The organism is Fluviicola sp., from assembly GCF_039596395.1.
In the GTDB taxonomy this organism is placed as follows: domain Bacteria; phylum Bacteroidota; class Bacteroidia; order Flavobacteriales_D; family Crocinitomicaceae; genus Fluviicola.
In genome coordinates this window covers 186,853-211,628 of record NZ_JBCNJT010000001.1, presented here as the reverse complement: position 1 = coordinate 211,628, position 24,776 = coordinate 186,853, and the positions used below count along the sequence as shown (strand labels likewise).

Sequence of the window (24,776 nt, the reverse complement as noted above, 5' to 3'; positions counted from 1 at the left end):
CTAAGCAAACTTATTTTTTCTTTGTTCCGATATAATTGTAGTTCTGGTTTTCAGAATCGACTACTGAAATTTCCAGGATGGTGAAATGCAGGATGTTGATTCCCGGATTATCTGCCGTTACCATTACCGTCGGATCTTTTGTGATGGATGTACAGATTGCCTTGATCTCGCCGTAAGCCTTCCGGTTCCCGTTGTAATCTGCCGTGTTGACGTTCAGGAAGAAATCTGCATTGGGTTTGGCTGCTTTAATGGTTGAAAATGCTTTGTAATTGTCGAAAAGCACTTTGCTGTCGCTGGCGTATTTCAATGGTTTCGATCCGTATGCATCGGGGTTATCGAAGACCTGGAACTCTCCTTTTTCAAAGAGGTATTTGTTTAAGTAAACCGGAACGCGGATAATGAAGGTATCTTTCAGGTTTACCTGTTTCCGGGCTGCATCCAGTTTTTTGATCCATTCGTTTTTTTCCTTTTCAAACTCGTCCTGATTGAATTCATAAGCCTTTCCTTTTGCAGGATCTGCCAACTTGCAATATTTTAAAGCATTATCCACAGAAGCCCCCTTGCTGTATTCAAGGTTCAGTAAAAAGATTGTCCGGTCATCGAGGAAGTCGATCCCTTTCCAGGAATGCGGTTTGGTGAAAACGATGAGTTCTTTTGCCTGCAAGGCTTTTTCGATCGGCATGTACAGGATTTTGTTATTCGGTCCCTGCAATTCGAACACGACTGAATGCTTAAAATCGAACGAGCAATGTTCCTGGTATGACAAAATGTTTTTTATGATGCATTTGGAACCGGAAATCGTGGAATCGAGTTCGGTGTATCCGCATACGTTTTTCTTGTCTTTGACAAAGATCCCGATGTATTTCTTTTTGGCACTGAATACGTTCTTTCCGCTTTCGCCGACAACAATGGTATCTCCTTTGGCATAGGTTTGTTTGGAAACGGTTGACTGGTACTTTTTCAGTTTTTCAGCTTCCTGGGCAAAGAATGAATGGATGGAGCCTGTAAAGAATATGATTAACAAGAATATATGACGCATAATTTCAGGTTTCTTTCTCAAATCTACTAATTCCGTGCCGATAATGGTATAGTGATTTCGATCGAAGATTTTAATAGCACGCAGATCGCGCAGATTTATAAGAATTATTGTCCACCTGCGGTGGCCCTTGTTTATTGCCCGCAGATGGACGCGGAAGAACACGGAAGAAGGAGAAGTTTGTTATCTCTAACTGCTGTGAGCAGGTTTCTTTTCCGAATTACCCAGATTGATATCCCGGTCTTTGTCAAGGCGAGCAGATTATAGCTTTACTTCGGCTAGTGCTGATTCTTCTTTTTCTCATTCAACCGTTTGAAGGTATACTCATACCCAAGCACATACATGTTCAGGGATGTTTTATGGGCTTTTTGGATGTCGAACTGGTTTTGGTAGGCAAGCGTTAAAGCATGGTGTTTGGTGAGTTTGTATTCTGCATCGACAGTTACGCAGGCCTTATCGAGTTTTCCGTTGTAGCGGTAGTTGAAGACGTTCCAGGTTTCAAAAGAGGCCCCGAATTCCCATTTCTTTTTCGGGCTCCAGGATGCTTCTACCCGGTTTCGCCAGAAGTAGTAGGTTGAGCGCGACAAAACATTTGTAAAGGCAATGGTCCTGTTTTCCAGGAAGCCTGCCGTGCGAAAAGCAAACTGAAAGTCTTTGACGTTTTTCTTCACTTTTAATCCTGCTTCCAACCGGTACATATTGTATCCCTGATCAATCACAAAACGGGTCGTAAAATCGGCAGCGAGCCATTTTTTGAGGCTGCGTTTCCCGGAGAGGTAGAAATAACTCCCGGGATTGGTTGTTCCATCCAGGTAAATCCGCGAAATGTACTGTGCACTGATCTCGGTTTTCTTATTGAGCGGCAGCGTTGCTTTTGCTTTCGCCCAGATCTGACTGTCAAACCTGTAGTTGTTCGCGGAAGCAGACAAATCCACATCCTGGGACCAGGAAGTCAGCCGGAGGAATAAAAAAACAACCAGTAGTTTTCTCATGCATGTTTCAGTTGGTTTAAAGGTATCTTTTTTCCTTTAATACGAACACATAGCATGAAAAGATTAACTATTCGGAAGGAAGGGCCTGGATCTCCATCGATCCCTTGTACCATTCTTTCATGTCATTCGCGCTCCAGCTTCTTACTGCCTGCGGGAAAATTTGCTGCAACGCCGGACTGAATGTTTTTGAATGTGCTGTTACGGAGGTAATTTGAGTTTTCATTCTGCTGTTATTGATAATTGCCGGGCCGGTGACATCTACCAGTACTTTTCCTTTCAGATAAGGTTCGCTGTAAATCACGAAACGGACATGAGCCGGAATTGCGATCCCATTGGGTGTCTGATCGTTGGTTCCCCAGGAAAAACCGTTCAATACAGGGTATTGTCCCGGAGGAATGAAATTCGAATAGGAATCACTTACAAATGCCTGCGAGGAAAGATCTGCCATGCTTGAATCCGACATGAGCACGCTGCTGAAGTGAACGGTTTTCCAAAGTTCCTGTCGGGATTTTGCCCGTTCGATTTTGGCTCTCGGGTATTCCTCATTCTTTAGTTCCAGTGCTTTTTCATAATATTTGATTGCTTCCGCATAATTCAAACCGGTATAGGCCGCATCTGCAGTATCCAGGAACCGTTCGTAGTTTTGTTCGGTGAGGCGATTGAGCTCGGTATTTGACCGGCCGATTTGATTGATGGCATATTCATCCTGCCGGAATTGCAGAGCGCGGTTGTATTGATCGATCGCCTCCCGGTATTTCGCCTGAACAAATAAGGAATCTGCGGTTTGGATCGCAGTCATATATTCCGCTTCATGTGCCTGTTGCTCTTTTTTCTGTTTTTTATATTGTGCAGCAGTTACGACTTCTCTTCCGAAAGTGGAAACGGCATTGACAATTTGATATGCTCCTCCAACCCCAATATTAAACTGGGAAAAAGCTGTAAAAAAAGGAAATATGCTACATACAAGTAACCACTGTTTCATAAGCCCGAAAAAGTAGGCTAATTAACAAAATTAATGCCAGAACTCCGCTTATTTCTACCTTTATTCTTCTTTGTAGATTCCGTGCTTCAAGGCATAAAAAACCAGGCCGGCCACATTCTTCGCTTTGGTTTTCAGCAGGATATTTCTTCGATGATTATTGACTGTGAGCGGAGATACAAAAAGTGTTTGAGCTATTTCTTCGGTACTCATTTCGCGGCAGATCATCACCAAAATTTCTTTCTCGCGGTTGGTCAATTCTTCCTTTTGTACGTTCGCTGACAGTTTCTCCCGTTCCTGCAAGGCTTTCAACAATGTTTCCTTGACGGGAGCTGCGTAATATTCACCGCCTTTCCCCACTTCCACTATTGCCTTCCAGACCTCACTGATAGCGCTGTCTTTCAATAAATAACCATTCACATCCAGGTCGTACAACGAAAGGATATCGGTGCTCCGGTTGAACATGGTTAAGGCGATTACCGGAACTTCTGCAAACTTTCCTTTTTTCATTTCACGAATGGTTTCCACTCCACCTTTCACCGGCATGGAAATATCCATCAGAACCAGATCTACTTTATGAATGTTCAGGAGCTCAAGTACCTCTTCCCCGTTAGAAGCTTCGAGTACCTGTCTCACTTCCTTCATTTGGAACAGCAAATTAGAAAGTCCTTCCCGGAAAACCGTATGATCGTCTGCTATTAATAATGTCATTGGGTTGTTCTGATTAACACTGAGCGATTTACAGATTCTTCATTGACCGCTGAGTTTTAAAGTTTGCCAAAGATCGGTTTGTAAGATCAAATAAAAAATGATTATAAGTAAGCATTTTATCGCGCCTGCCGTTTTTCTACTTTTGTTCCGGAGCTAAAAATAATTCAAATGTGTTATAAAAAGCTTCTTTGGGGCAATCCTTTACTTTTTTGAAATCTGATTAAAAGAAATACCCGAGCACTCGAAAAAATAACCACACACCTCAATTAATTTACCCCGGTTTGTCAGACGAACCGGGGTTTTTCATGAAAACTTGTTTTTTAATCCGGATAAAAAACAGTACTTTTAATAGCAAAGTCTCCATTATGATGGTTTTCAATTTCTCCAAAAAGTTCGTGGCACCGCTGTTTGGTTTGCTGATTCTTTTCTCTGCTGCGTGCAAAAAGAAAAACCCGGATCCGGAACCTGGTTATGAAGTAACACAGGAGTATAATTTGCAGGATATTTCCTACGGAACGGACAACCAGCAAAAAATGGACATTTACCTGCCCGCAAACCGGAATTCCAATACGAAAGTGTTTGTGCTGATCCATGGCGGTGGCTGGGGTGGCGGCGATAAAGCGGATTTCACCTATTTATTGAATTCCCTGAAATCCTATTATCCGAACCATGCGATCATTAATATCAATTACCGTTTGGCGACTCAATCCAGTCCTGCCTACCCGAAACAGATCGATGATATCCAGGCTGCGCTGAATGAAATAAGTCTTGAGAAATATGGCGTTTCTTCCCAGTACCTGCTATTCGGAGCTTCTGCCGGCGGACATCTTTCCATGCTTTATGCTTACGGATTCGATCCGAACCATCATGTAAAAGGAGTTTGCAACACAGTTGGCCCGAGTGATATGACCGATCCGAATTACCTGAACAATCCTGTTTATGCCTCTGTGTACCCGACATTGATCAGTGGAGGTGCGCAAAACCAGGCAGGAATTGAAGCTGTGAGCCCGGCCCTTCATGTAACACCGGCTTCTCCACCAACCATTTCTTTTTACGGAGATTCGGATCCGCTCGTTCCCTCTACGCAAATGACACGTTTGCACGATGCCTTGAATGCAAATGGAGTCTATAACCAGGCAACCATGTACCAGGGAGCCGGACACGGAAATTGGAACACGCAACAATCGAATGATTGTGTGGCCAAAATTGTGTTGTTTGTGAATGCCTATTTCCCTTAAAAAATGCTTAGAACTAAGTATAGGCAGGTTTTGAATTCTGCCTATCTTTGGGCAACTTAAGATTAAAAAACAAGGTGCTCTTTCTATTTCCTATATACATGGCTGTGAATTCCCTGGGAATTATTTCGGCGGTTATTTACCTGGTGCAGTTGAAGAAATCTTCCAACAAGTTGCCGGAAGCATGGAGAAAATCTTCTACCCAAAAGAAATTCAATTTCAGTATTTATCTCCTGATGCTCTTTCTCCTGCTAATACTTATTAACCAGGTTGTTCTTTATTATCTTGCCTCACATCACATAGATAACGGGCTTGCATTTAGTATTTGCTTTACATTCGGGCCAATTCCCTTGTTCGCTTTTATGTTCATGCATACACACAGTAGGTGGAAGCGTTACAGCTATATTGCTTTACATGCTACTCTTATCGGTTTCCTGATCTTTAAAGGATATGCTAACCCGTTCGGAGCTCCAAACATCAGTATCTCTTTGATCCTGAACAGTGTTTTTTTCCTGATAGCCTTATTACATTTGACGGATTTGCTGATGCATTCCAAAACAGATCATTTCAAATTAAAATTAAAAATCAGCCTGGTGGTTTTAATTTTTGCCCTGCTGGCGAGTATTCTTTCTACTGTGCATTGGTTTGACATTTCATCAGGTAATCCAGTTAATTTTGCTTCTTTCCTGATACAGAACATCAATATGCTGCTGTTTTATTTTTCGTTTGTATTTGTATTCGTTTCTGAAAGTATTGCCTTGAGGCGTCGTGGATAATCTGATTGTAATCATACTCGTTGTTGTTATACTCCTGATCATCGCTTTCGGGGTCGGGATTTATTATGTGATTACAAGGCTCTACCGGCAGTTGAGAAAGCGGGAAACAGAAGCCATTGAATCGATCATTGCCGCACAGGAACGTGAACGCACTAGTATTTCCAGGGAAGTACACGACAATCTTGGCCCGATGCTTTCCATCACACAAATGCAGGTTGGCTACCTGATTGAACAGGTACAGCAGGAAAGCAAAAAAGAACTCCTGGTAAAAATCCAGCATCAACTGCAGGATGCCATCAAATTATGCCGGAATATTTCGCACATGATTTCCTCCGAGGTTGATCATTCCAAATCCTTCGAAACAGTACTCCGGGAACAGGTTGCCTATATTCATGAATTGGGGAACATCGCAATTGAACTGGACATTGCGGCAGATATTCCGCCAATCGACCCGGTGAAGGCCACTTCTTTCATCCGGATCTTCCAGGAATTATTGGTTAACACGATCCGGCATGCAGAGGCTACGCAGGTGACTATTATTATTGAAAAAACGAGCGATTACCTGCTTTTCATATACCGGGACAACGGAAGAGGCTTCGAGATGAAATCGGTTAATTCGGGACTTGGCATCCAGAACATCATTAAACGGATCGAGATTATCGGGGGCAAACAACTTTGGAATGAAGAACTGGGTACAGGAATGAATTTGCAGATTATGGTGCCGCTGTAAAGACTGTAGGGGCGTAAAATTTACGCCCCTACCCTTTTTATTAATTAAAATTTACCGGTTTGTCATTGGGTTTCGGATCCCAGCTTCCTTCGAACTTGAAGGTCAGTTTACCATGGTAATCGGCCGAATAAAACGCCACCCGGTCCAACGTTGCATCGATTTCGCTTTTATCCAGGTTATCAGCTTCGCGCAAACACAAAACATAGGTCCAGTCATTCTTAATACTGATCCACGAACCGTACATGGTATGATTGATCTCCAGGCAGTTTTTGAAAAAAGATTCCTGGTTGCGATCCGGAACCGCTACCAAAGGACTCATTACCTGGAAATAGTATTTATCCGGATTTTGCGGAAAGTTGAAAATATCAATCCACACGGTAGACCCTTTATAGGTCAAATTCCATTGTCCGGGTTTTTCGCCGCGGCATAATCCCGGATCTACTCCCAACTCAGCAATACTTTGCTCAACCAGGAAAGCTGATGCATCAAAACTCATGAGGGAAAATTAGTAAAAAAAGTATTGTGAGTCAAGACCTCACAATTGAAAACGTAGGGGCGTAAAATTTTACGCCCCTACGTTTTCAATCAATTATCCGTAAGTTTAGGATTCAAAAATCCTGAAAAAGATGAATCCGAAAAAGGCTCCCTGGTACTTTTTATTCTTGCTTATCCTAGCCGGTGAATCGGTATTCATTCTTCCTTTCGTGCTTTCGCGGGTTTTCCGGCCGATAGTACTGGAAGCTTTCGATCTGAATAATTTCCGGTTGGGGATTTGCTTTTCGATTTACGGGATCGTTGCCCTGGTTTCCTACCTGCTGGGAGGGCCGCTCGCCGACCGGTTCGCTCCCCGCAAGCTGATTGCCACAGCACTTTGGATGACCGCTTTGGGAGGTTTTGTCTATGCAGCATTCCCGGGTTTTACTGTCCTGAAAATCCTTTACGGCTATTGGGGATTTACGACTATTTTCCTGTTCTGGGCACCTATGATCAAAGCCACGCGGGTTTGGGGCGGAACAACTTCCCAGGGAAAAGCGTTCGGATTCCTGGACGGAGGCCGCGGCTTGGTCGGGGCATTATTCGGTACGATGGGAGTAGTCGTTTTTGCCTTCTTCCTGGGAACGGAAGTTTCCGAAGCCAGTATTGCGGAAAGTAAAGCAGCATTCAGGCAGGTAATCCTGATTTCTTCAGGAATGATCATCCTGGTTGGGATATTGGTTTGGTTTTTCATGAAACTGGACGAAAAAACAGAAGCGGATCTCAAAGTCGACAAGATCACTTTTTCACAAGTGAAGCGCGTGCTCCGGCTGCCGGCAGTGTGGCTTCTGATGATCATCATTCTTTGCGCCTATGTCGGCTATAAAATAACAGACGTTTTTTCGCTGTATGCGCAGGATGTTATGAAATACAATTCGGTGGATTCAGCAAAAGTGGGGACTTTCCTGCTGTTCATACGTCCGGTTGTGGGAGTCCTTATCGGGATACTGGCTGACCGCTGGCAAACGACTACACTGTTATTCGTGAGTTTCGTGATCTCCTTTTCGGGCGCCTTACTTTTTGCCATGGGCTTTGTTTCGGCGCACACAACCATCCTGTTCCTGATTTCGATCCTGATTGTAGCTTGTGGCGTTTATGCCGCCCGCTGCCTGTATTTTGCAGTCATGGAAAAAGGGAGAATACCCATCGAACTGACCGGAACAGCCGTCGGATTGATTTCACTGATCGGATATACGCCGGATATTTTTGCCGGTCCCGTTATAGGTTATTTGCTGGATGGGTCCAAAGGAATAGCTGGACATCAGCAGGTATTCTGGATGCTGGCTGCCTTTTCACTGATGGGAGCGGTGGCGGGCTGGCGCTATTACAGGCTATCTACTCAAAAAAACTCCCGCAGACGGCACAGAATTTCATTGATCAAAGACTAATTTATAACCAAAACCTGCGCTATCAGCGGGAGATGCATTCATTTTCCTCGGCTTTTTCCTTTTTGCGAGACGGAGCCTCAGCCCCCAGTAGCTTCGCTTTCCATCGGCTTTCCGTCTCTGCCAGACGGAGCCTCAGTCTTCAGTAGCTTCGCTTTCCATCGGCTTTTCCGTCTCTGCCAGACGGAGCCTCAGTCTTCAGTAGCTTCGCTACTTCTTCTTCGGCACTTTCGCACCTTCTTCCCGCGCTTCGGAGAGCCCGATGGCTACGGCCTGTTTTTTACTGGTTACTTTTTTCCCGGAACCGCTTTTCAATGTTCCCTCCTTCATTTCGTGCATCGCTTTTTCTACTTTTTCGCCTGCTTTCTTACTGTACTTTGCCATAATCTTAATTTTTAAGACATAGGATCCAAGGATAGCCTGATTTCAGGACTTAAAAGTTGTCAGAAGAAGAAACCAATCAGGAATAACAAGAGCCCGAGAAGGATCATGATCACCGCGATCAGCAAGGTCCATTTGAGAAAGGATATGATCAATTCAAAATTTTGTTCCTCCTCCTCTTCCGTGAGTTCCTTCAACACTTTTCTAAAACGGAAAATGAACCGGATGACGGGAAAGCTTTTTTTCTCGTAACCTTTCTTTTCCTGATGTTCGTGAATAACCGTCACGATCTTGTAATATGAAAAGATAAAGATCGCTGTATTCAACACCAGACCTGTTATCAGCAAACAGATCCCAATCCACTGTACTGCATTTATTTCAAACTCCATACTTAAATATAGGAGCGTTTCGGGCCAAATCCAAAAATCCAAAACATTTGTAAAATCCGGGAAAACGGATGCAAATCGTGTGAATTATGTAAACTTTCCTCCATTTCTGTAACAGTTTCCACCAGTTATCCGGAGATCTTTGCATGGTGAAAAAGTATTCATTATAAACCGATTAGAGATGGCAGACAATTTAAATGATCGCGGAAACCCGGACAGAAATTTCATTAATCTGAACGAGGAGTGGGAAGTTGCCTACTGGACTAAAGAACTGGGAGTTTCTGAAAACGATATTGCAGAAGCCATCCAGGTTGTAGGAAATTCTGCAGAGAAAGTGAGAGCACATTTAAATAATCCGAATGCAGGTTAAACCTTGGAATCGATGAAACGCACAGGAAGAAAGTCTTTATTGACGCTGCAAACCGCGTATTATTTCTTAACGGGGTTGTGGCCTTTGGTCCATATTACCAGCTTCATGGAAGTTTCGGGTTATAAAACAGATGTGTGGCTGGTGAAAACAGTAGGTGCACTGATCCTTTGCGCAGCGCTTACCTTTGTTGTTGATCTGCGTCTTCGTGAATATTCGCTGGGAGTTACTTTCTTATCGTTAAGTACTGCGACCGCGCTTTTTGCAATAGACCTCTATTACAGCCTGAGCGGAGTAATCAGCAAGGTTTATCTCGCTGACGGGCTCTTCCAGCTGGTTTTCATCGCTTGGTGGATCCTTTTTTTCAGGCGTAAACTATGATTCCCCCGGAAGTCCCAAATTATCCTAAATGATCACAAAAGACTTTTTCCGGGAGGTTGAATGACTTATCTTTAGAAGACACTCGAACCTCATAGTTATCTGCATTATTAATTGTTTAAATGACGAAAAAATGGAAACAACAGACAACTTCAATGAATTTAAGGACAGACCGGATAAAGGCGAAGGCAGCGATCACGATTCCATGAAAACGCTTTCTTCCACCACCCGAAAATTATCTGCAAACGGGTATGTAACCCAGTTCAAAGCTCATAAAGACGGATTGGAATCACTGGAAACACATGAAATGTACACACCGGAAGAAGTGAAGATCATTAATTTCTACCGCTTTGAAGGAGAATCTGATCCTTCCGACAATGCTATTTTGTATGTGATCGAAACCAGTAAAGGCGAAAAAGGAACCCTGACCGATGCTTACGGTGTCTATACGGATTTAAAAGTTTCCGAATTTGTCAAGCAGGTAGAAGAAATTGAGAAAGCAAATACGAATCCGCCGATTGACGGCAAACCGGAAGACCAGGAAGCCGGTTAATAAGATTAAGAAGGAGTCCCGATTAAGGACTCTTTTTTTTTGAAAATATTTATCAGATTTATCCTCAACCATTTGTTTCATCTGAGAATTTGTAAATCGTGGCCCATCGCAACATTTTTTTGTTTTTTAATGTTTCCTTTTGTAACTTTCTTAACAATACACTATCACTTCTTCCACTAACTATGCTTGCGTAAGTGAACAAGTAATGAATGGTTCATTATTAAAGAATTAAGCAACAGGTTATGAAAAAAAAACTATTTCTTCTCACTATTCTCGCTGCCGGGTGTGTTAACCAACTGACGGCACAGGTTAAGATCGGGGATAATCCCAACACGATTAACGCCAATTCGATGCTCGAATTGGAGAGCACCAACAAAGGGTTTTTACCACCGAGAGTAGCATTGAACAGTCTCACAGCCACTGCTCCTATGACCGCTACGATTGCGGAAGGAACATTGGTCTACAGTTTCGGTGGTACACTTCCAAACGGGTATTATTACTGGAATTCCAGCCGGTGGGTGATGTTGCGCATAGCCCGCGACAATTACGTACTCGTAAAATCCACGGCAGATCTTCCGGCGCCTGTTGCAGGTGTGATTACGCTGGCAGCCGGAGTCGAATACGAAATCAACGGGACGATTACACTTTCAAGTTCCATCAACCTGAACGGTTGTACATTAAAAGGAGATGATTCGGGAAATGACAAACTGGTTTACACCGGATCAGGTGCTTTATTCACGGGGAACAAAACCGGTAATATCCGCTTCTTGACTATGACAGCAGCGTCCGGAAGTGTTTTCAATATAGACGCTTTGGGAACACCTCAAAACATGCTTGTCCAAAACTGTTTTTTCCTGGGAAGCAGCAGTGTGGGCACCATCGCCGGTGTTGGCGGAACGGTTTTCTTTTCGACAGATGCCTATTTCTCCAATACCAATGGAATCACCTTTCAAAACGACAATAACGTGGTCATGAGTAATACACTCTGGGATGCTTCCAACTCGAACACTTACGAACGTTTCGTTGGTACTTTCAACGTGATACAGCTACTTGGAGGTGACCGGCTGACTACTTCCGCAAACTCGGCCAAAGCGCTTGACATCAGTGGGATAACGAGTATCAATGCCGGATCTGCGAAGGTGATCATGTTTGTGGGTACCGGTACTTATGTGGTGGGAACGTTTACCAACGCCTGGGAAGTGGAAGCTACCGGTTTGAATACGCAGAAGGACGACGTTGCCGGTGGAAATATGTATATCTCCACACCTGCAGCAACCACATTTGCAGCGATCAGTACACCTGTAAAAGTCCAGGGAACTACTACTTCGACGAATTTATTTCGTGTTACAAGTCCTACCAATAACAGATTGACTTATGCCGGAAACAAAACACGTTCTTTCTATGTTTCCGGGGCACTGAGTATTACACAACCCAATAGCAACCGTTTTTTCTCCTTTTACATTGCTAAAAACGGAGTAATTCTGCCCGAATCGCGGATGGATATCAAAGTGGTTAACAGCACAGACCAGGTTTCTGTTCCCATTTCCTGTCGTGCAACGCTCGCACCCGGTGATTACATCGAAGTTTGGGTAGCAAATCAAACAGCAACTACCGATGTTACCGTGCAGACTTTAAATCTTTCGATCCAATAAAAACCGGGAGCTATGAAACAGTTCATTTTTATTTGTATCGGATTTCTCGCAGGTACCGGTAGCATCTATGCCCAGCTGACCAATTCGGGCAATATGCGCCTGTTTACCGGCGCGAATGTGACGATTTACGGAGACGTAACCAATAACGGCGCCCTTGTTGATTCCGGAACGCTCGTTACACTTGCCGGTTCCAGCCTTCAGACTTTCGGCGGAAGCAGCATTACGACTTTGAATAACCTGCGACTCAACAACAGCAGCGCACCGGGACTAACACTTGCCCAGGCACTGAACGTCAGAGGCACCTTGACTTTTACGGACGGATACCTCAATACGACAGCTGTCAATCTTTTGACGATGACCAGTACTTCAGCAGTCAGCAGTGCGAGCAATGCCAGTTTTGTTGCCGGCCCCGTTGCCAAGACCGGAAATACGGCTTTTGTCTTCCCTACGGGAAAGAACGTTGTTTACGCTCCGATTGCTATTGGTGCTCCGGCTGTTGTAACGGACATATTCACGGCCGAATACTTCCAGGTATCGCCCAACCCGACGTATTCCACTTCGAGTATGGAAGCAACCCTGAACCACATTTCCGAATGCGAATACTGGATGCTCGACCGCACGACCGGTTCTTCCAATGTACCGGTAACGCTGAGTTGGGATACCCGCAGCTGCGGAGTGACAGCACCCGCTGATTTACGAGTTGCCCGCTGGGACGGTACGCAGTGGACGGACAAAGGAAACGGTGGAACAACAGGCAGCACAGCAGCCGGAACAGTTGTTTCTTCGGCGGCAGTAACGGGTTTCGGGCCTTTCACGCTGTCCTCTTCCACCCTTACCAATCCATTGCCGGTGGAACTCGTAGCCTTTTCGGCATATTGTGAGCAGGAAGAAGTGGTCTTGCGCTGGACAACGGCCAGTGAATACAACAATGATTATTTCACCATTGAGAACAGCGTCGATGCCCAAAACTGGCAGCCCGCAGCAATTGTTGACGGAAGCGGCTCGACGACCGTGCTGACAAACTATTCCTGGACCGATCCTTCTAATCCAGGAAGGGACATGTATTACCGCTTGTCGCAAACGGACTACAACGGCGAACAAACGATCCACGACCTGGTATACCTCCAGAACTGTTCGGAGATCGACAGCAAACTGAGCATTTACCCGAATCCGGCCAGCAGTGCGGTCAATATCCTGACGGAAGAAAAGATCAGTGCAATCAGCGTGATGGACCCGGCCGGAAAGCAAGTTGCCGTTCCGGTCGATTACAAATACCAACAACTCGATTTCGGGAATCTGCCGAATGGGGTTTATTTCATCCGGATCAAGACGCTAAAGGAAACGTTTATTGAAAAGGTGGTGATTTCGCGGGATTAACCCTTGTTGATTTTCAAAACAGGTTCGAATCCTAATGTCTGATCGTTCTAACTATTGGGTGAAAGATTTGAAAAGCTTACTTCATATCTAATCACTCTCAAAGCTCACACTCACACTAAAGAAAAAGCCCTGAAAAACGGAGCGAGTTTGAGAGTGAGGATTGAGGGAAAAAGAAAAGCGAACTACTACCGTAATTCGCTTTTCTTTTTGCTAAATGTAGTGAATTAGTTTTAATGATAGATGCGTGGGGAATTTGATTCCGGATTGGAACAATAAGCCAATTTCATTACTTTTGCCCAAACAATTTGAATCATGCCTGCACTTGCCTCCAAAGTAAAACCTTTTTTTGTTGCGCTGCTTATCTTAACGGCATTTTCCTGCGAGAAAGACCGCGGTGTTATAGAAACCCAATTGGTCGTTACAAAATCCAGCAGGAATATCCCTACGGATTACAACATAGTGAATTTCGACACTTATGATGAGAATCACATTTTTGCCATCGGAATGTTTCAGGGGTCCGTTGGTCTTTTTCTATCCTCTAACGGAGGAACTTCCTGGATGGATATCACCAGTACTTTTAATCCTGCCTGGAACCAGAGCATTGAAGCAGTAAAATCTATCGTCTACATGGACGAGAGCAACCTGGCTTTTGTTGCCGACAATCGCTTATACCGTTCTTATGACGGCGGACAAAACTGGACCATTACCACCAATGGCTTCCAGGAACTTCCAATCTTTTTTGCAGGTAAGGGAGATGACGGAAAATTGCTCTTTATCGAAGATTACAATTCAACCTGGTATGTGAGCAAGATCTATAAATCGGATTATGCGTCTTCGACATTTTATACCGTCGATACATTGCCTCCGGCGGTTAGTTACTATGATGTCGGCAGATTGTACGGGAATTACCTCATGCTACTGGATTATGAGAATGACTATCATTACAGCTGTGTACATGGATTCGATCTTTTAACCGGAGAATATGAAACGATCCCCATTTCAGCCACCGGATACGATTACCCGCTTGACGCTATGCGTGTCGGGAACCGCGTTTTTTTGATAAGAAAGGAAGGTAAAGTGAATTTCCAGTCACTTACGGACACTTTCACCGATTATTCGTTCTACAACTTTCATTCGAGGGATTATTATTCGGGGGAATATATGGGCAATTACTACATTGCCGTGGGAGACCAAACAATCAGCACCAATATCAATGGAAAATGGGAAGAAGCGCTTAACACAGATCTCAGCGGTCAACAGGAAGTATTCCGGAAAGTCAAAAAAATAGCAGGTGACTATTTTTATGTTTCCGGCGATAAGGGATTATTTTTTAAAGGAACTTTCAAATGAGAATTACCGTTTTACTGATTGCTATCTTCTGTTCATTCAGCAGCTTTTCGCAGGACGATCATTTCCGGGTGCTTTTTGCAGCAAACCTGGGACGCGTTACTATGACGAATAATGAAATGGTCCCTCCCACTATGGGCTATTACAACCAATCCTGGAATGAAGACGAGGTAACTTACGGAAACAATTTCAGTACCGAAACCAAGGCTTATACCTGCAATACCTTCATGGGACAAATCGGGATATCCGTTCCGTTTGCAAAGATCGGACGAGTGAGTTTTGGAGCGGAACCCAAATTCGGTATCGGGATCCTGAGGAGCAACGAGCGCGTGAACTGGAATACACTCGAAGCTCATAAACAAGTTAGTACGTTAGTCATGGATCTCAGCGGATTGCTCTATGTACGTTGCAAACTTTGGGAACTATTCCATGTATCTGTATTGGGTGGTTATCGCCTGGTACGAAGCGAATACAATTACAACACGCCTGTTTTCGGATTGGAATTCGGTATGGATTATTTCCGGATCGGTGTTTACGGATACCTCACCCAACTTCATTTCGACAGAGAACTTAGCAATGGTACGACTTACCCTATAAGAACTTTTTCAGACTTCGGATCTATCAGTTTTTACTATACGATGGGCAAAAGGTGGTTTGATAAGGAGAAGTGAGGTTTTGAATTACTCCATCGCTTCATCCCAACTTATAAACCCTTCTTTCCATTCTCTTTCATTCAGTACTGTCGAAAATGTCTGTTTGAGAAACCGGATTGGAATAATGATGATTACAATACCCTAATCATCAATGCAATAATACATCATGAATTTTAACTACCACACAAGATCGTTCAGTAGTCTCATTCCAGCTAAGATGTATGCGGTTAAAACTGACCCCTTTTTTTTCAAAATACAGTTCGAGGGATTGGAGACGTTTGTTCTTCAGCCTGTCAAGTTGTGACATTTTTGATTCCGCATTTAAAGGAATCGATAATTCAACAGTAATAAATGGATTTAATTTCAAGTAATTTACCAATTCGTTTAAGGTATTGGACATGGAGTCCGTTAATTTCCATTGTTCTTTATAAAATCCCTGTGAATATGTAAAAACAGAATCCCCTACTGACGGAAGCAAACTCAATTTCTGGTTGAATGAGAAGTGAAAGGTTTCTTTTTTTATTGAATCGTAATTTTCAGGTATTTCAATTACAAAAATATCGTCAATATCCACATAGGCATGATTGATCAAGCCGCTTTTTAAATTCAAAACTGCAGGATTAGCCTGAATGGTATTCGGAATATTTATTCGCTGTCTTAAATTACCAAATACCACATATTTTTCATTTCCGTGAGCCTTGTAGATAGAGGAGTTGAATTTCCATACATCCGGAATTGAATCTCTGGAGATATTTTTAAGGGTTTTACGTATTAAATACCGTTTAAAAAAAAGCTTTTCATATTGTTTTTTCTTAGAAACACCAAAGGAGTAATCACTGCTTTTATACATGGATAAAACTCCGAACCTTAAATATGCTCCAATCAGGTAGCTTTTATTTTTCTGTAATTTTTGAGTCAATTCTCCTTGCAAGATCTCACCGTAATTGATAACTGATTTCTCACTAACTATTGCACCTAAGTAATTGTCACCATGGAATGGTGTCATGAGAAAAGAATCTTTAACAAGGCTATTCATTGTTCTCAGGCTATATAAATCAATTGTTGCATTATTTGCTGCCCACCAATTCATATCATTAGGCAGATTCCCGCTACTCCCATAGAGTAGCGGGATAGATTCCACCTTTTCAAAACCTGGATTTATGACCAGATTTTGTGCATTAATAAAAAAAGGTAAAAAGCTAACAAACAATACTAATTTCATTACCTATTAAAAAATTTACAATCCCATGTCTAAAAGGCGATTTAGTAATCCCCTAGGTTTAGTCTTATCGATACGTCTATACTTTATAGTAATATCAATACTTTGATTTTGTTTTCCTTTTGTATCAATTTTCAACAAGTCTGGTTGTTGCTTCCAGAAAGGCAAAAAACTCAAATTTTGATTCCTTATGAGTTTAAAAGCCTCAAGGGTAAACAATGCTTCTGTACCGTAAGTAATCAATTGAACTAATTTCATTGTTAAATCAATTCCTGCCAATGCCCCTTTAATCACGGTATAACCTGCTGCCATTACAATAGGTAACATTGGAATATAATGCGTCCCCGCAACATTTCCTGCCAATCCTGTATTATTTTCTACTAATTTACTGAACCAACCGGAATTCATACCGATTCCTTCAAATTTGTATTTTTTTTCATTCCATGATGTAATTTCAAAAGCTGGTCCAAATGGCCAATACTGACGTCGTTGTTTGTCTCCAATGGATGTTGCGGTAATTGAGATTATGCGATCGGAAGGTAAAAGACCCTCACCATCTTCTCCTCTCAACATCAGGTATTCTGTTCTGTCGGCTCGCATATTGATAGTAATCGTTTTTGTAAAAGTAGACCTTCTATGTCCTGCAGACATTGGTATTCTAGCATGCTTTCCTCCATGCAGGGCTCTCACTAAAGTTTGAAAACCACGCACAATACCACCTACAATTCTTTTTGCAATGGATCCGAATTTATCATTCCCTCTTAAATGAGTCCATCTATGTTTTCGTTTATGGAAGCCACCTCCAGGTTTTGAAGTGCTTTCTAAACCATAAGGATCAATATACAAAATCGGATTATTATCAAATGCCACATAAGGGCTCATCCATGGAAATTCCCCCATCAACGGATCTAAACTCAGCCAGCGCCCCAATCTTGGGTCGTATTGTCTAAATTCAGTAGTATACGAATTTCCTTCACCGTGCATTTCCTTGTCTTTCTCCATGCCGTTGTAGCCGTAGCGGTACTTGTCGTCATTGGTGTGGCGGCCCGGCATCTGCATTCCAAACGGGTAATAATCCGAGCTCATTACGGTAACCGCAGCATACGGTGAAGAAGCGGCACTCTGGATTTGCAGGTTATCAATAAAGAACGTTTTATTCTCTGTAGAAAGTTTCTTGAAATACACAAATACGTAATTCTGGGTAGTTGGGGTAGCAGTTGGTGTAAACGTATACGAAATAGTTCCGTTTGCCGGGTTCGTAATGGTTGTAAGCAAACTGGCAGATCCCACGGTAGCAGTTGTTCCTGCATAGATCAGCACGTTCATATTAGCAATGTCCGTGCGGTCCAGGTCAAAAGTTACCGTATAAGGCACGGAAGGTGCTACCTGGAAGCTCTTGTAGGTATCAAAAGTACAGGAAGAACCTGCAGTGATCCGCAATCTTCCGGAGGTCAGTGCTACTGTTGACCCCGAACAACCGGTGGTAGTCCAACCGGTATTGCCGGTGCTGGTAAAATCAAAGTAATAAGACAGCGCAGAATAGTTGCTGTTCAACACTTTCCGGTCGGTAATCACCGCATTTACATTCCCCAAATGGTTCACCAACTCATAGCGTTTATTCCCCAGGGTATTGGTGGAATAATTATCCGTCGGTAAAGTGGTTCCGTTTGCATAAACGGTCTTATTCAATTGAACCATGCCCAAACGTTCTCCTCCGTAGATATGCTGTTCTTTTAAATATACATAATTAGTCGCGTACTTGATGTCATACACAGCCATGGTTTGTCCATTGGATTCGTTGGCATAATAGGTGTAGACCCATTGTGTTTTATCATTGGTACCGGCCGGTTTGTAAATTTTTGCAATACGGCGCCCTAACGGATCATACAGGAAGCTGGTCACGTTGGTACTGCGCTTCATCTGGCGGAGTTTACGGTCGCCTTTACGCCAGTCCATATCCGTAATTCCCTCGGAAATGTCTTTGGTCATTTGCCCCAGGTTGTCGTACACGTAGTTATTCGGGTTCTGCGTATTGCTGATATCGTCAAATGCAGCTGCTCCCGCTCCATCTGTTACCTGGTGCAGTTTGTTGGTATTGGTGATATAATTGTAGGTCAGCTGGTCCATCATCGCAGATGGAGAAGAAGCATACCTGTTCATTGTTTTGATGTTCCCGTTGCGGTCATAAGTGATCGCAGAACTGTAGGAATTGCTTGTTGTTGCTCCATTCCAATTGGAAGCCGTTCCGTTATCCAGTAAAGATCCAAAGTAGGCTTTCATGCCTTTCAGACGGTTCAGCTGGTCGTAGCGGTAACTGGCGCCAACAACCTGGTTCACCCCCGGGCTTCCTGCCTGCACATCTTTGATGGCGGTTGTGCTCAAACGGATATTCCCGTTGTAGAGGTTGGCAGCACTGGCAGAGAATGCACTTCCGGCTGTAGGAAGTTCCATCAGCCCGCCGCTGATCGGTTTGTAATCTCCTTCGAAATAACCGAGTGTATACCCCGTTACGTCGGCAGGAATGTTCAAATGCGCACCCGTGTTGGCAGTTTCATACCCGTTGCGGCCGTCTTTCCCCGCATCGGAGTTCGGATTCAGCTTGGTCCCGTTCTTCAGTTTCAGCCAGCCGTTGATCGTGTAGGTATAATCTTCTGCCTGTACTTTCAATTCCCCGATTTCTTTGCGGGCCAGCGGGCCGTAATCGTAGTACTGGTAATGTGCTTCGCGGGAATACGTATATCCATCCGGTGAAGTACTTGTTTCACTCAAACGATTCACCACATCGTAATCATAAGTATGAATAAACTGGTCTGCCTCGTTTGCCTGGTAAGTTACCTTGTTCACATTCCCGCTGATCAGTTCGAAATCGTACTGCGTAGACTTGATGTCCTGCTTTACAGGAGCCAGTTCAGGCAAGTCCTGTAGTTGTTCTATCACATTCCCGTGAATATCGTAGGAGTAATGGATGGCGGAGGTATAACCGGTCTTGAAGAAATCGGCCGGTATCGGACGCGGAACATACTCAAAATAAGCCACAGTGGCCACACGCAGGCGCAGGTTTTGCTGCACCCCGGATTTAAATTTAGCGGCAATGGTAATTGAAAGCGGTTTATCATAAGTGGTAATGGTTACTTCAGAACGCGCTCCGTTATAGACCCAGGCTTTAAAGGCTGCTCCCAGGTCGTCTGCTTTGAGTTCAGCATCCGTCAAAGGATTCAGCGTATATCCCGGAGGTCCCTGGAATACGGCAGGTACATCTCGGCAGATCTGCCCGGATTCCACCGGTCTTCCCTGGGTATCATACAACACATAAGAATACATCTTAACCGCTGCCTGTTCGGGGTTTTGACTGGCTGCCACACGTCCGTAAAAGTCATAGTAATAAACAGTTGACACAGGCTGGTCTGGATTAGCCGTGCTCTCTACCTGGTCGTAGGAATTGTAGGTGTAATACGTTTCAAAGGTATGGGTTGGAATCACACGCGGAGCAGGAGTTGGCAGATCATTTGCATGCAAACGGGCGTAGTTTACAGCTGCATTCTGGCTTGGCAGCAGCATATTGACTCCCTGAGGAGCAACTGTGCGTACCAGGTTTCCTGCCTGATCGTAGTAGAATAGAGTATATTGGTAATTATTGGAGAATCCTGTCATTGTTAGATTTTCGCTGGTGAATGCCTGGGCACATTTTGCCAGGTATTCTGCAGAGAATTGTTCGTAAGCTTCCGCCAATTCGACTTCGTAGGTATCCATGGTCGCGTTGTACAATTCACTCAGTAAATTCGTATAACAGAACTCCAGCGGCAATGGTTCCGGAACATCACAAAGCGTAACAGCGGAATTGTCGCAAATACAGTTGTAAAAAGAGAAACAAGTGCTGCTGATCGTAAGGGTCCCTGTACGTTTTTGTCCGCAATCCAGGTAAGTAACCAGTAAACTGTACTCCGGGTCGGAACTGCATCCCGGGGTATTATTCCCGATCAGGTCGAAGGAAAGAATCGAAGCGTAGTCGATACCGTCCGGATTTGTAATCGTTGCAGTGCAGGTTTCACTTCCGGTTCCAAAAGTTAATGTAGCCGTAGTGCCGGAAAGGGAGAAGGTGTAATCTGCCGTACCCGGTGCCGGTAAGTAATCACTGATGGTTCCGTATTCGTATACCGCATTGTTAGTAAACAGGTCAATCGGTGTGGCCGATGTAAACTGTCCGCGGTATGCCAAAAGTGTCAGCATGTCCAGGAATCCTTTTGTTGCCGGGTTTTCTGAACAAAACGTAGTAGTTGCAGCATTGCACATTGCGAAGAAATCCTGGTACTGGAAGAAGTCGTAGTCCTTATCGTAAAGATTATTCAGGTAATTGGTAACAATCACTGTATAATTCGGAGAAGAGCTCAAATTGGGGAATCTTCCTTCCAGGTTATCCATCGCTGCATCAACTGTTTCACAATCCGGACAGTTTGCATCTTCGCAAGACAAAGCCGCCGGAATTTGGTAATGGAATACATCAAGAGCCTCCTGGGTGATTGTATTTCCCGGTTCCCAAACATATTCCTTTTGGGTATCATTCTTAACCTTATCACAAGCACAAAGCAAAGGATCCGCTTCTTCGACAGAGATGCCTGTATTGTGTGCGAGCATTTCTTCCACGGTACTATACAATACTGGCGAAGGATTTGTAGCCAGGTAAGCCGTCAAATCCGTTTGTGCCTGCATCACAGCGTCACATCCGCAGACATCCAAAGGCACCTGTACTTCATCAAACACGGATTCCGGACTCTGGTACAGGCCAGGTTCCGAGATCAATAACTCGCTGCACAGATCTGTTTCGGCAATGCCATAAGAAGCCAGGACGGTATTGATGGTGTTTCCACTCATATCGCTGGCAAATCCTTGTGGATTGCTCGCAGAACACCCACTTTTACACAAGTTGATCAGGTCCTGACGCAAAGCAGTCAGAATAGAAGGAGAAATGGAACATCCAGCCAGTTTTACCAGCCATTCATCCGCGTATTCGGTACATGTTTCATCACACATCGTTTGGATCGCATTGCTGTAATCCGCAGCCGGATCGCTTAAATTCGGGTTACCTGCCAGCAAGTCATTCCAGCATGGCCATCTGCGTTGCTTGGCCGCATACGTTCCGGAAACTCCGATCGTACAGTTGTCCGAACAGGTATAGGTAGGATTCTCGTACATGACATTGCGCTTTGCCTCCAGGTATAACCTGCGGAATTCCATCCAGAGATAATCCAGGGAACAGGATTCGATGGATTTGCTGCGCAAACAATTCTGAGGGGCAGGATCCGTACAAGGCATAGCCAAAAGGATCGCGTATTCCCACATGGAAAAAGTAACTCCTCCTACCACGATGTAATCGTCCATCTTAGTGTTCATTGAACTTGCCGCAGTTGGATGAGCTGAAAAATAAGGATCACTTGTTGAAGCCGCCCCGATGAAATCAGTCAGATTACTAACGATAGTACCACCCGGAACCGGATTGAAGTACCCCGCATTGTAAGCATCCTGGAAAGAATGTGTATTCAACATAGCTTCATCAAAAGCTAATGATGGACCGGAGTTTGCTACTACGCAATTTCTGTAGAAACAATATTCCGGGTGCAATGGAAGCAGGGATAACGCCCATTCAGGTTGGAACTTCTCAATGAATTCAGCTTCAGGAAGTGCGGCAGGGGAAACCGTAGCCCCGGCGTTATTTACAACCGTGATCGGTGCTCCAAACGCATCTTCATAAGTCACAGTATTATATTTGGTTCCGGTACCGGAAAGATTCAGGATCGAAACCGGATCTGTATAAGTATAAGCGGTTCCATTGAGCGTATAAGCTGCATACTGCCCTCCCGGTGACATGTCTTCCAGCATGATATCTCTCCAGGTATCACACGGCCCGGTTTCAGTACTCGTAAGCATCGGCTCACAATCTGTGAATGCAGCATCATCGTACAATTCGTTGAAGATATCCGGTACATCATCGATACAGGCAACTTCCAGGTAATAACACCAGTAATCGTCAATAGCATCCTTGTTTACAGATAAGTTTTTCGTAATGATATAACTTACACCGGTAAGCTGACCGATCTGACTATTCAGGAAAACGGTAGTATCCGCTGAAAATGTTTCTACACTGCATGCTGCATCCAGGTTTTCTCCGCTGATCTTTTTGGTTTTGTTGAAATAAACCGTTCCGCATTCATCGGTGATTTTCATATTGAAATCATATACACAGTCCAGGCAGATCGAATTGGAGCCACATACTTTGGTATATTCCTGTGGAGTAAATCCATAATGAAAGGAATAATTACCCGTATTTGTAACCAGTTTGGTATAGGACAAAGAAGAAGAAGGCCCTGCCGGGTTATCCACATCTCCAACTCCATTAGTAATCAGGGAAGAAGTAGAAGTTGTTACTACATTGTCAGGAAGTGCATCCAATGAAAGTGGTGTAGGTCCTGTCAAGTATGTTGCCACTGTTCGTCCGACCATATCAGTATAGCTGACCATTGCTTGTCCGTTCTGATCGATAACTGCCGATTTCTGGTAATGTGCAGACCAGCCTATATCCGAGCCGAAAAGAAGGTTCAGTTCTTCCTGTTCAGAGGTCAGATCTATATAACGAACTTCTTTACCACCATTGGTTTTTAAGGTGTTTCCGGCAGCCCCTTCTCTATCTACCCTGTCGAGCAAATCTTTTTTATAGGTAATGCGGTTATAAGGGAATCCTTCAGCATCCGGAATCCCTGCATTTGCACCATCTTTATCGGGGTTGTTTGCTGAATAATATTTTCCGGCTCCATAGGAAGTTGAAAATGCATTGGGTACAGCCGCACAACTTGTTACGGATGCATCAAAAACCGTATAATTGAAAGTTGTATTTGACACGTCATCAGCCCGGTTGAAATTCGGCTGGTGATTAAAGACAGTCATATCCATCGGAGTAGGAAGATCGCTAACAGCAGGCCGGCCCATTTCATCAAAATAAATGTTATTGATCACCACCTGGTTAGTCGCTTTATTCGACGAAACACTTTGACGGCCCCGACCCATACCATCTGCATAGTTGAGAACGTCTCCGCGTTTACCATCTTCCGCAAATGTTGCTATGTGGGACCAGTTCATCTGGGAATCATAATCGTTGTCTATGTCGATCACATTCGCAGCGGTATGCGCGGTCAAAAGTCCACTTTCAACGGAAGTCCAGTTGGATTCTACACGACTGCTGTAAGCAGATCCGTTAAACCCGATTGCCCGTACACGGTAAAGCAGAAATCCTTTATCATAGATTTTTGGAATCGTATAGTGATTCCCCTTTACTTCCACCCGGGTGGAGTTCAGGTAATAATTGTAGTTCAGCGTTGGGTCATTCAATAGTAAAACCGCCGTTCCATAGCCTAATTTACTGATATGCACATATTCCAGTTCGTACCATTCTGCCCCGGCTTTGTAATCCCAGTTCAGGTCCAGTTCGGAAGCCGTCAAAATGAGTGACGCAGCAGACGGAGTATGTGACAGTCCGGTTACCGCAGTAGTATTCATAAAATACTGCCTGTCCACAATAATTTCTGAAGTAATGGTCAGATTACTGAGAGCAGTTGAACCCGAAACAAAATTGACAGAGTTAATGGTAACTTTTACAGCATGTGCGTCCTGAAGAACAATCGCCTGTTTATCATTGATACTATTTGTTCCTGTTGTTGAAGATCCCACCTGTAAATCGGTCGTTATGGTAGAAGGAACAAAACTCAGAGTTGCAGGGTCCCATTTCATACTCAGGATGGTGACATTTACCTTCACGTCAAAATTGGCTGTAAGTCCCGGTAGCGTAGAAACTCTTACAATATTCGTAACCTTTTTATTGGTAAAGGAGGAGGACCAGGTACTCGGATTTAGAGCCATATCGGAATAGCGTCCGTCGTATACCCAAAAAGAAGTACTGGCAGCTACCGGAGCGGTGTTAATTGCACGTTCGTCTGCAGCCTTCAGATATTCAGGAGCCAAAACAGCCATGAATAAAGCCATGAAAAGCGAAAAGCTTTGAAGCTTGTTGGTCATTAATTTTAAAATCGTTTTCATCTA

At 43.9% G+C, this 24,776-nt stretch carries 20 protein-coding genes; 11 read left to right on the top strand and 9 right to left on the bottom strand.

The features are described 5' to 3' along the window. Positions 1 to 10: 10 nt before the first annotated feature. The 4 genes from ABDW02_RS00835 to ABDW02_RS00820 all read right to left on the bottom strand — a co-directional run bounded on the left by ABDW02_RS00835 (position 11) and on the right by ABDW02_RS00820 (position 3,718). Positions 11 to 1,039: a DUF4852 domain-containing protein gene (locus ABDW02_RS00835; RefSeq protein WP_343631183.1), complete on the bottom strand. Its 1,029-nt coding sequence runs from the start codon at positions 1,037 to 1,039 to the stop codon at positions 11 to 13. A gap of 275 nt (positions 1,040 to 1,314) precedes the next feature. After that, positions 1,315 to 2,028, bottom strand: coding sequence for a hypothetical protein (locus ABDW02_RS00830; RefSeq protein WP_343631181.1), 714 nt, complete (start codon positions 2,026 to 2,028; stop codon positions 1,315 to 1,317). 67 nt (positions 2,029 to 2,095) lie between these two features. Further along, positions 2,096 to 3,010, bottom strand: a complete 915-nt coding sequence (locus ABDW02_RS00825) for a tetratricopeptide repeat protein (protein WP_343631179.1) — start codon at positions 3,008 to 3,010, stop codon at positions 2,096 to 2,098. Between the two features lie 60 nt (positions 3,011 to 3,070). Continuing rightward, positions 3,071 to 3,718 (bottom strand): response regulator transcription factor, encoded by a 648-nt coding sequence (locus ABDW02_RS00820; protein WP_343631177.1) that lies wholly within the window; start codon positions 3,716 to 3,718, stop codon positions 3,071 to 3,073. A 365-nt stretch (positions 3,719 to 4,083) separates the two neighbouring features. Here ABDW02_RS00820 and ABDW02_RS00815 point away from each other — a divergent pair, with 365 nt between their 5' ends. The 3 genes from ABDW02_RS00815 (at position 4,084) to ABDW02_RS00805 (ending at position 6,459) form a co-directional block, all read left to right on the top strand. Next, positions 4,084 to 4,956, top strand: a complete 873-nt coding sequence (locus tag ABDW02_RS00815) for an alpha/beta hydrolase (RefSeq protein WP_343631175.1) — start codon at positions 4,084 to 4,086, stop codon at positions 4,954 to 4,956. Between the two features lie 98 nt (positions 4,957 to 5,054). Further along, on the top strand, positions 5,055 to 5,729 hold the full coding sequence (locus ABDW02_RS00810; RefSeq protein WP_343631173.1) for a hypothetical protein: 675 nt from the start codon (positions 5,055 to 5,057) through the stop codon (positions 5,727 to 5,729). Beyond that, complete coding sequence (locus tag ABDW02_RS00805; protein WP_343631171.1) at positions 5,722 to 6,459, top strand: histidine kinase; 738 nt, start codon at positions 5,722 to 5,724, stop codon at positions 6,457 to 6,459. The genes ABDW02_RS00810 and ABDW02_RS00805 overlap by 8 nt, the downstream gene beginning before the upstream one ends. A 40-nt stretch (positions 6,460 to 6,499) precedes the next feature. Here ABDW02_RS00805 and ABDW02_RS00800 read toward each other — a convergent pair whose 3' ends face one another. After that, positions 6,500 to 6,955, bottom strand: coding sequence for a YbjN domain-containing protein (locus ABDW02_RS00800; protein ID WP_343631169.1), 456 nt, complete (start codon positions 6,953 to 6,955; stop codon positions 6,500 to 6,502). A 130-nt stretch (positions 6,956 to 7,085) separates the two neighbouring features. On the opposite strand from ABDW02_RS00800, the gene ABDW02_RS00795 reads away from it, so the two are divergent. Continuing rightward, complete coding sequence (locus ABDW02_RS00795) at positions 7,086 to 8,381, top strand: MFS transporter (protein ID WP_343631168.1); 1,296 nt, start codon at positions 7,086 to 7,088, stop codon at positions 8,379 to 8,381. Between the two features lie 207 nt (positions 8,382 to 8,588). On the opposite strand, the gene ABDW02_RS00790 is transcribed toward ABDW02_RS00795, so the two are convergent. Next, complete coding sequence (locus ABDW02_RS00790; RefSeq protein WP_343631167.1) at positions 8,589 to 8,762, bottom strand: DUF6496 domain-containing protein; 174 nt, start codon at positions 8,760 to 8,762, stop codon at positions 8,589 to 8,591. A gap of 59 nt (positions 8,763 to 8,821) precedes the next feature. Continuing rightward, positions 8,822 to 9,148: a hypothetical protein gene (locus ABDW02_RS00785; protein ID WP_343631166.1), complete on the bottom strand. Its 327-nt coding sequence runs from the start codon at positions 9,146 to 9,148 to the stop codon at positions 8,822 to 8,824. Between the two features lie 178 nt (positions 9,149 to 9,326). On the opposite strand from ABDW02_RS00785, the gene ABDW02_RS00780 reads away from it, so the two are divergent. The 7 genes from ABDW02_RS00780 (at position 9,327) to ABDW02_RS00750 (ending at position 15,490) form a co-directional block, all read left to right on the top strand. Beyond that, positions 9,327 to 9,515, top strand: a complete 189-nt coding sequence (locus ABDW02_RS00780; RefSeq protein ID WP_343631163.1) for a DUF3606 domain-containing protein — start codon at positions 9,327 to 9,329, stop codon at positions 9,513 to 9,515. Positions 9,516 to 9,527: 12 nt separating this feature from the next. Continuing rightward, positions 9,528 to 9,893, top strand: a complete 366-nt coding sequence (locus tag ABDW02_RS00775; protein ID WP_343631161.1) for a hypothetical protein — start codon at positions 9,528 to 9,530, stop codon at positions 9,891 to 9,893. Positions 9,894 to 10,023: 130 nt separating this feature from the next. Further along, positions 10,024 to 10,443 (top strand): hypothetical protein, encoded by a 420-nt coding sequence (locus ABDW02_RS00770; protein ID WP_343631159.1) that lies wholly within the window; start codon positions 10,024 to 10,026, stop codon positions 10,441 to 10,443. A 242-nt stretch (positions 10,444 to 10,685) separates the two neighbouring features. Continuing rightward, positions 10,686 to 12,095: a hypothetical protein gene (locus ABDW02_RS00765; RefSeq protein WP_343631157.1), complete on the top strand. Its 1,410-nt coding sequence runs from the start codon at positions 10,686 to 10,688 to the stop codon at positions 12,093 to 12,095. Between the two features lie 12 nt (positions 12,096 to 12,107). Next, positions 12,108 to 13,472, top strand: a complete 1,365-nt coding sequence (locus ABDW02_RS00760; protein ID WP_343631155.1) for a T9SS type A sorting domain-containing protein — start codon at positions 12,108 to 12,110, stop codon at positions 13,470 to 13,472. A gap of 312 nt (positions 13,473 to 13,784) precedes the next feature. After that, the gene (locus tag ABDW02_RS00755; RefSeq protein ID WP_343631153.1) at positions 13,785 to 14,822 is read left to right on the top strand and encodes a hypothetical protein; all 1,038 of its coding nucleotides are present in this window, start codon (positions 13,785 to 13,787) and stop codon (positions 14,820 to 14,822) included. Next, complete coding sequence (locus ABDW02_RS00750; RefSeq protein WP_343631151.1) at positions 14,819 to 15,490, top strand: hypothetical protein; 672 nt, start codon at positions 14,819 to 14,821, stop codon at positions 15,488 to 15,490. Before ABDW02_RS00755 ends, ABDW02_RS00750 begins: the two co-directional genes overlap by 4 nt. 130 nt (positions 15,491 to 15,620) lie before the next feature. Here the strand turns inward: ABDW02_RS00750 and ABDW02_RS00745 are convergent, their stop codons facing one another. After that, positions 15,621 to 16,694, bottom strand: a complete 1,074-nt coding sequence (locus ABDW02_RS00745; protein WP_343631149.1) for a hypothetical protein — start codon at positions 16,692 to 16,694, stop codon at positions 15,621 to 15,623. A gap of 15 nt (positions 16,695 to 16,709) precedes the next feature. After that, positions 16,710 to 24,773 carry an RHS repeat-associated core domain-containing protein gene (locus tag ABDW02_RS00740; protein WP_343631147.1) on the bottom strand — a complete coding sequence of 2,688 codons (8,064 nt, stop codon included), beginning with the start codon at positions 24,771 to 24,773 and terminating at the stop codon, positions 16,710 to 16,712. Positions 24,774 to 24,776: the final 3 nt, after the last annotated feature.

Excerpts from the sequence above, each read along its gene's own strand:
- ABDW02_RS00740 (WP_343631147.1), bottom strand. The coding sequence starts at position 24,773 with ATGAAAACGATTTTAAAATTAATGACCAACAAGCTTCAAAGCTTTTCG.
- ABDW02_RS00765 (WP_343631157.1), top strand. The coding sequence starts at position 10,686 with ATGAAAAAAAAACTATTTCTTCTCACTATTCTCGCTGCCGGGTGTGTT.
- ABDW02_RS00825 (WP_343631179.1), bottom strand. The coding sequence starts at position 3,010 with ATGAAACAGTGGTTACTTGTATGTAGCATATTTCCTTTTTTTACAGCT.
- ABDW02_RS00745 (WP_343631149.1), bottom strand. The coding sequence starts at position 16,694 with ATGAAATTAGTATTGTTTGTTAGCTTTTTACCTTTTTTTATTAATGCA.
- ABDW02_RS00835 (WP_343631183.1), bottom strand. The coding sequence starts at position 1,039 with ATGCGTCATATATTCTTGTTAATCATATTCTTTACAGGCTCCATCCAT.
- ABDW02_RS00795 (WP_343631168.1), top strand. The coding sequence starts at position 7,086 with ATGAATCCGAAAAAGGCTCCCTGGTACTTTTTATTCTTGCTTATCCTA.
- ABDW02_RS00775 (WP_343631161.1), top strand. The coding sequence starts at position 9,528 with ATGAAACGCACAGGAAGAAAGTCTTTATTGACGCTGCAAACCGCGTAT.
- ABDW02_RS00785 (WP_343631166.1), bottom strand. The coding sequence starts at position 9,148 with ATGGAGTTTGAAATAAATGCAGTACAGTGGATTGGGATCTGTTTGCTG.
- ABDW02_RS00780 (WP_343631163.1), top strand. The coding sequence starts at position 9,327 with ATGGCAGACAATTTAAATGATCGCGGAAACCCGGACAGAAATTTCATT.
- ABDW02_RS00800 (WP_343631169.1), bottom strand. The coding sequence starts at position 6,955 with ATGAGTTTTGATGCATCAGCTTTCCTGGTTGAGCAAAGTATTGCTGAG.
- ABDW02_RS00820 (WP_343631177.1), bottom strand. The coding sequence starts at position 3,718 with ATGACATTATTAATAGCAGACGATCATACGGTTTTCCGGGAAGGACTT.
- ABDW02_RS00790 (WP_343631167.1), bottom strand. The coding sequence starts at position 8,762 with ATGGCAAAGTACAGTAAGAAAGCAGGCGAAAAAGTAGAAAAAGCGATG.
- ABDW02_RS00810 (WP_343631173.1), top strand. The coding sequence starts at position 5,055 with ATGGCTGTGAATTCCCTGGGAATTATTTCGGCGGTTATTTACCTGGTG.
- ABDW02_RS00760 (WP_343631155.1), top strand. The coding sequence starts at position 12,108 with ATGAAACAGTTCATTTTTATTTGTATCGGATTTCTCGCAGGTACCGGT.
- ABDW02_RS00815 (WP_343631175.1), top strand. The coding sequence starts at position 4,084 with ATGATGGTTTTCAATTTCTCCAAAAAGTTCGTGGCACCGCTGTTTGGT.
- ABDW02_RS00750 (WP_343631151.1), top strand. The coding sequence starts at position 14,819 with ATGAGAATTACCGTTTTACTGATTGCTATCTTCTGTTCATTCAGCAGC.
- ABDW02_RS00830 (WP_343631181.1), bottom strand. The coding sequence starts at position 2,028 with ATGAGAAAACTACTGGTTGTTTTTTTATTCCTCCGGCTGACTTCCTGG.
- ABDW02_RS00770 (WP_343631159.1), top strand. The coding sequence starts at position 10,024 with ATGGAAACAACAGACAACTTCAATGAATTTAAGGACAGACCGGATAAA.
- ABDW02_RS00755 (WP_343631153.1), top strand. The coding sequence starts at position 13,785 with ATGCCTGCACTTGCCTCCAAAGTAAAACCTTTTTTTGTTGCGCTGCTT.